The following is a 4,770-nucleotide window of genomic DNA, read 5'->3' as shown; positions in this document are numbered from 1 at the left end:
CCCCCGCCCCGTGCCCTACCTGTCCAACCCTTGGAACGCCCTCCGGCCCCTTGTTACGGATTCTGCGAACCCCCAGGTCAGCCCACTCGGCCGACATATCCGGTACGTCATCGTTCAATCCGTTTTCCGTGACACCGAGATCAAAAGTGGGAAACTTCTGGGTTTCATTGCCCAATTCAGATAGTTCAGATGTGAACGTTTGCCCGGCTCTCGATCAGTCGAGCGCCTCGCGTCCCCCGACGCGACGCGCCTTGCGTGGACGGCTGTCGTCCGCGCGCTCGAAAAGTGAGGTCAGGCACCCGTGCACATACGAAGAGCGGATATATCAAGACCCGCCTCTACACCCGCCTCAAGACCCCCGCGGACGCCCCTCCGTCCCCTCGCCGCACTCGCCGCCGTGGTAGCGCTCAGCGCGCTCTCCCTCTCCGTGGCGCCAACCGCCCTCGCCGCCCCCTCCGGCGACTCCCCCGTCGTCCGCTCCGGCGACGGCTGGACCGTCACCCGCGCCGCCGGCGGATATCTCGTATCCCTCAAGCTCGACGCCCCCCTCCCCGTCAAGGACGACCTGCCCGAACTCGTCGCCGACGGTAGGGATCTGGGGCCCGCCGCCGAGTCCGCCGACGGGCGTACCCTCACCGTCGCGACGACCGACTCCTCCGTCGCCGAGGCCGAGAAGATCGACTGGCAGTGGTCCAGCGGTGGCGACAGCACCGCCACCGGACCCACCGCCCTCGTCTCGCCCTCCGCCCAGGCCAAGGCGCGCAAGCTGACCGAGGCCAACGAGGCCAGGGAACTCGCGGGCGAGGAAGGGCCGGAGGGCACCACCCCCGACGACCCGACCACCATCGGCACCGGTTCGTACACCATCGCCGACTACAACTTCGGCGCGCAGTCCATCCCGCTTGCCGACATCGGCGGTATACGCGGCGAGTTCCAGGGGCGTATCTATCTGCCCACCGACGGCAAGCCGCACCCCGTGGCGGTCTTCCTGCACGGCCGCCACAGCTCCTGTTACAACCTCACCACCCTGCGCGGCGCGAGCGGCTGGCCCTGTGCGCCCGGTACGGCGCCGATCCCCAGCTTCGCCGGGTACGACGCTGCCGCCGAGGCCCTCGCCGCCGACGGTGTCACCGTCGTGTCGATCTCCGCGAACGCGATCAACGCCAACGACAACCAGCTCTCGCCCGACAACGGCGCCGCCAGCCGCGGCCAGCTCGTTCTCGACACGCTGGCCATGCTGAAGAAGGCCAACGCCGGCGAGCCCGTCTCGTACCACGACGCGGTGACGGATCAGGACGTCACCCTGGAGCAGGCGCTGACCGCCGGCAAGGCCACCTACCCCGGCTCCGCCATCACCGCGTCCCAGCTCGTCGGCACCATGGACTTCGGCTCGATCGGGCTGATGGGCCACTCGCGCGGCGGCGAGGGAGTCGTCTCGGCGGCCGCCCTCAACGCGGCCCTGCCGGACCCGTGGAAGATCAAGTCCGTACTCCCGCTGGCCCCGGTCGACTTCACCCGTACGACGCTGCCGGACGTGGTCACCACCACGATGCTGCCGTACTGCGACGGCGACGTCTCCGACCAGCAGGGACAGCACTTCTACGCGGATTCGCGCGACGCGTTCTCCGACAACGTGCTGCGCTCCAACGTCTGGGTCATGGGCGCGGACCACAACTTCTTCAACTCGCAGTGGACACCGCCCTCCCCGGGCGGCTCCGACGACTGGTCGAACACCGCAGACCCGGTGTGCGGTACGAGCGCAGCCGCCCTGGCCTCCGGGAAGAACCTCCGGATGACCGCCGAGCAGCAGTACCGGCTCGGCGCGGCCTACATCTCCGGGTTCTTCGAGCTGACCCTGCGCGGCAGGACCCAGTTCCAGGGCCTGTTCGACGGCTCGCAGCTCACCCCGCCCTCGGTGGCCGCCTTCGCGGGGGACGTCCGTACGGTGGCACAGCAGCCGTCGTCCACACGCCGTGACATCACCGCGTTCAAGACCACCAGCCCGCTGATCGGTACGACGTCGGCGGCGACGGCCACGATCTGCGCGAGCAAGTCGGGGCGTACGGTTCCCCAGCCGTACCCGCTGTGCACCAACCCCGGCAGCACCCTCACCAACCAGCAGCTCCCGCACTGGACTCCGGCCTCCTTCGCGCCGAACGTCCCGCTCAATGTCATGACGCATCTCACCTGGACGGCCACGACCGGCGCGCTCGGTGTGACCCTGCCGTCCGCCCAGCAGAACGTGTCGGCGTACGACGAGATGACCGTCGCCATGTCGCCCGACGAGAGCGTCACCACCGGTACGGACATGACGCTGAGCGTCACCGACTCCGCCGGGCACACCTGGAGCAGCCTGGTCTCCGCCCTCAACACCTGGGGTGTGACCAGGATGCCGGCCAGCGGCGCGACGCAGTTGGGCAAGATCGTGCTCCAGCAGGTGGCGGTGGAGACGGCGGCCCTGGCCGAGGCCGGGCTCGATCTGAAGCACATCACCAAGGTCACCTTCACCGGCGCGGTCGGCGCGGACGCCACCGCGAGCGGCGGGGTGTACCTCTCCGACCTGGCCTTCGCCGACAAGAGCCTCGGTACGGCGAGCCCGCAGGCCCGCCCGACCGTCAACGTCGCGTCGACGAAGACCGAGGAGGGCAACGGACCGGGCGCGGTGCAGGCCGCGGTCTATCTGTCGCGTACGAGCACCGCCCCGGTCACGGCGTACGCCACGGTGGTCGGTTCGGCGACCGGCAAGGTCGGACTCGCCATGCAGAAGGTCACCTTCGCGCCCGGCGAGACCTGCCAGGTGGTCGACATCCCGGTGACCGGCGACACCGCCGCCGGGGCGACGCCCACCACCTCGTACAAGCTCGGCGTGTCCAACTCCAGCAACGCGGTCCTCGGCGCCCAGGACTTCGGCACCATCGCGGTCCGCGAGGACGACGGGGTGGCCGAGCCCGCGCCCGCGGCGCCCGCGGTCGGTGTCCAGGGCGACGTCTGCGCCGAGTACGCGGCGCTCTCCCGGCCGGGCACGCTGACCGTCAACGACGCGACGCCGGAGCCCGGGGCCACGGTCACGGTCACCGGGAGCGGCTACCGCGACGGCGAGAGCGTGGCGTTCACGCTCGGCTCGGCGGCGGGTGGCTCCACGACAGGCGGCCCGGTGGCGCTGGGCAGCGCGGTCGCGACGGGCGACGGCACCGTGACGTTCCAGGCCGTCCTTCCGGCCGACCAGTCGTACGGAAAGGCCGTGATCAGCGCGGCGGGCGCGGGCTCCGGCTTCACGGGTACGGCGGGCGTCACCGTTCTGGCGACCACCTCGACCGCGCTCACCCTCGACCCGGCCGCGCCGCGGATCAACCAGTCGGTCACGCTGAAGGCGACGGTGACGGGAGCGGGTACGGCGGGAACCGTGGATGGCGCGGTGACCGACGGCGGTACGGTCACCTTCCGGGACGGCACCACAGTCCTCGGTACGGCCAAGGTCTCCGGCGGGGCGGCGTCCCTGCGGATCCCGGCCGGCTTCAAGGCCGGTACGCACACCTTCACCGCGGCCTTCGGCGGCACCGGGACCGCGGACGTCTCGTCCTCGGCGCCGGTTCAGTTGGTACTGACGAAGGGCCGCAGCGCGATCGCCATGGCCCTGGTCTCGAAGTCCGCCGAGTACGGGCACGCCGTGTCCGGCGTCTTCTCGGTGGCCGGGGCGACGAACGGCACGGTGAGTGTCTCGTACGGTACGGGTTCGCTGACCGCGAAGGTCGGGGCGAGCGGGGCGGGTACGTTCAAGCTCCCCGCGTCCCTGCCGGTCGGAGCGCACACCGTGTCCGTACGGTATCTGGGCACCGATCTCGTCGAGCCCAGCGATGTCGTGACGCAGAAGCTCACGGTCGCCAAGGCGAAGACGACGACCTCGCTGACGCTGTCGAAGACGACGTTGGCGCGCGGGAAGTCGGAAACGGTCAAGGTCGTGGTCGGCGGGCACAGCGCCGCGGACTATCCGACCGGCACGATCACGGTCACGGCGAAGGCGGGCGGAACGACCACGACCACCAAGGTGAGTCTGACGGCCGCGAAGAAGGGCGTGATCAGCTTCTCGGTCACGCTGCCGAAGGTGAAGGGGACGGCGACGGTCACCGCGTCGTACTCCGGGAACGGGAACTTCGTGTCGAGTACGTCGGCGAAGAAGCAGGTGAGGCTGACGTGAGGAGGCCTGGGGCCGACCCGCACGTAACTGACCCAACACCCGCACGATGAAAGGCGGTCGGGGGGAGGAGCCGCCCCGCTCCTCCCCCCGACCGCGTCCCGGCACACATGACCCTGAGGCCTCTGGCGCCGGGCACTGTTGCCCACCCCCGTGGGGCAGCGGCGCCCAGCGCCCTGCGAAGCCGGGTGCCGTCGAGAAACGGCCAAGAGGTGCATCCCCAGCGTCTCGATCCTGTACTTGACCTGAGCGTAAGTCAACTAAAGTTGATTGCTTGATGAATGATTGGCGGCGCTTTCTTCCCAAATGGGGCTTTTGATCGGCTCACTCGACACGATCGTGTAAATCGCGCCGCAGGCGGGGATCCCCTTAGTTGGCCGAAGGGTCCTATGATCCGGCTCATGGCCACCGATTCTCCACGCTCTGAAGCATCCGCTCTTGGCCCTGGTGAAGGGGGAGAGCCGTCGGACGGGGGCTCGGGTACGGACGGGGGTACGGGCGCGGGCGCGCCTGGTACGGGCACGCGGCCGGGTGGCGGTGCGAGCGGGAGGCAGGGTGCGGACGGCGCCGTACCGGAC

At 69.9% G+C, this 4,770-nt stretch carries 1 protein-coding gene; it reads left to right on the top strand.

The window, feature by feature from the left end; translation table 11 throughout:
* Positions 1 to 397 precede the first annotated feature (397 nt).
* A complete protein-coding gene (locus tag WH07_RS32640; RefSeq protein WP_046508171.1) occupies positions 398 to 4,195 on the top strand; it encodes an Ig-like domain repeat protein in 3,798 nt (1,265 codons plus the stop codon).
* The last annotated feature ends 575 nt before the right edge of the window (positions 4,196 to 4,770 follow it).

Source organism: Streptomyces odonnellii (assembly GCF_000981895.1).
Classification (GTDB): Bacteria; Actinomycetota; Actinomycetes; order Streptomycetales; family Streptomycetaceae; genus Streptomyces; species Streptomyces odonnellii.
This window is presented reverse-complemented; position numbering and strand designations above follow the sequence as displayed.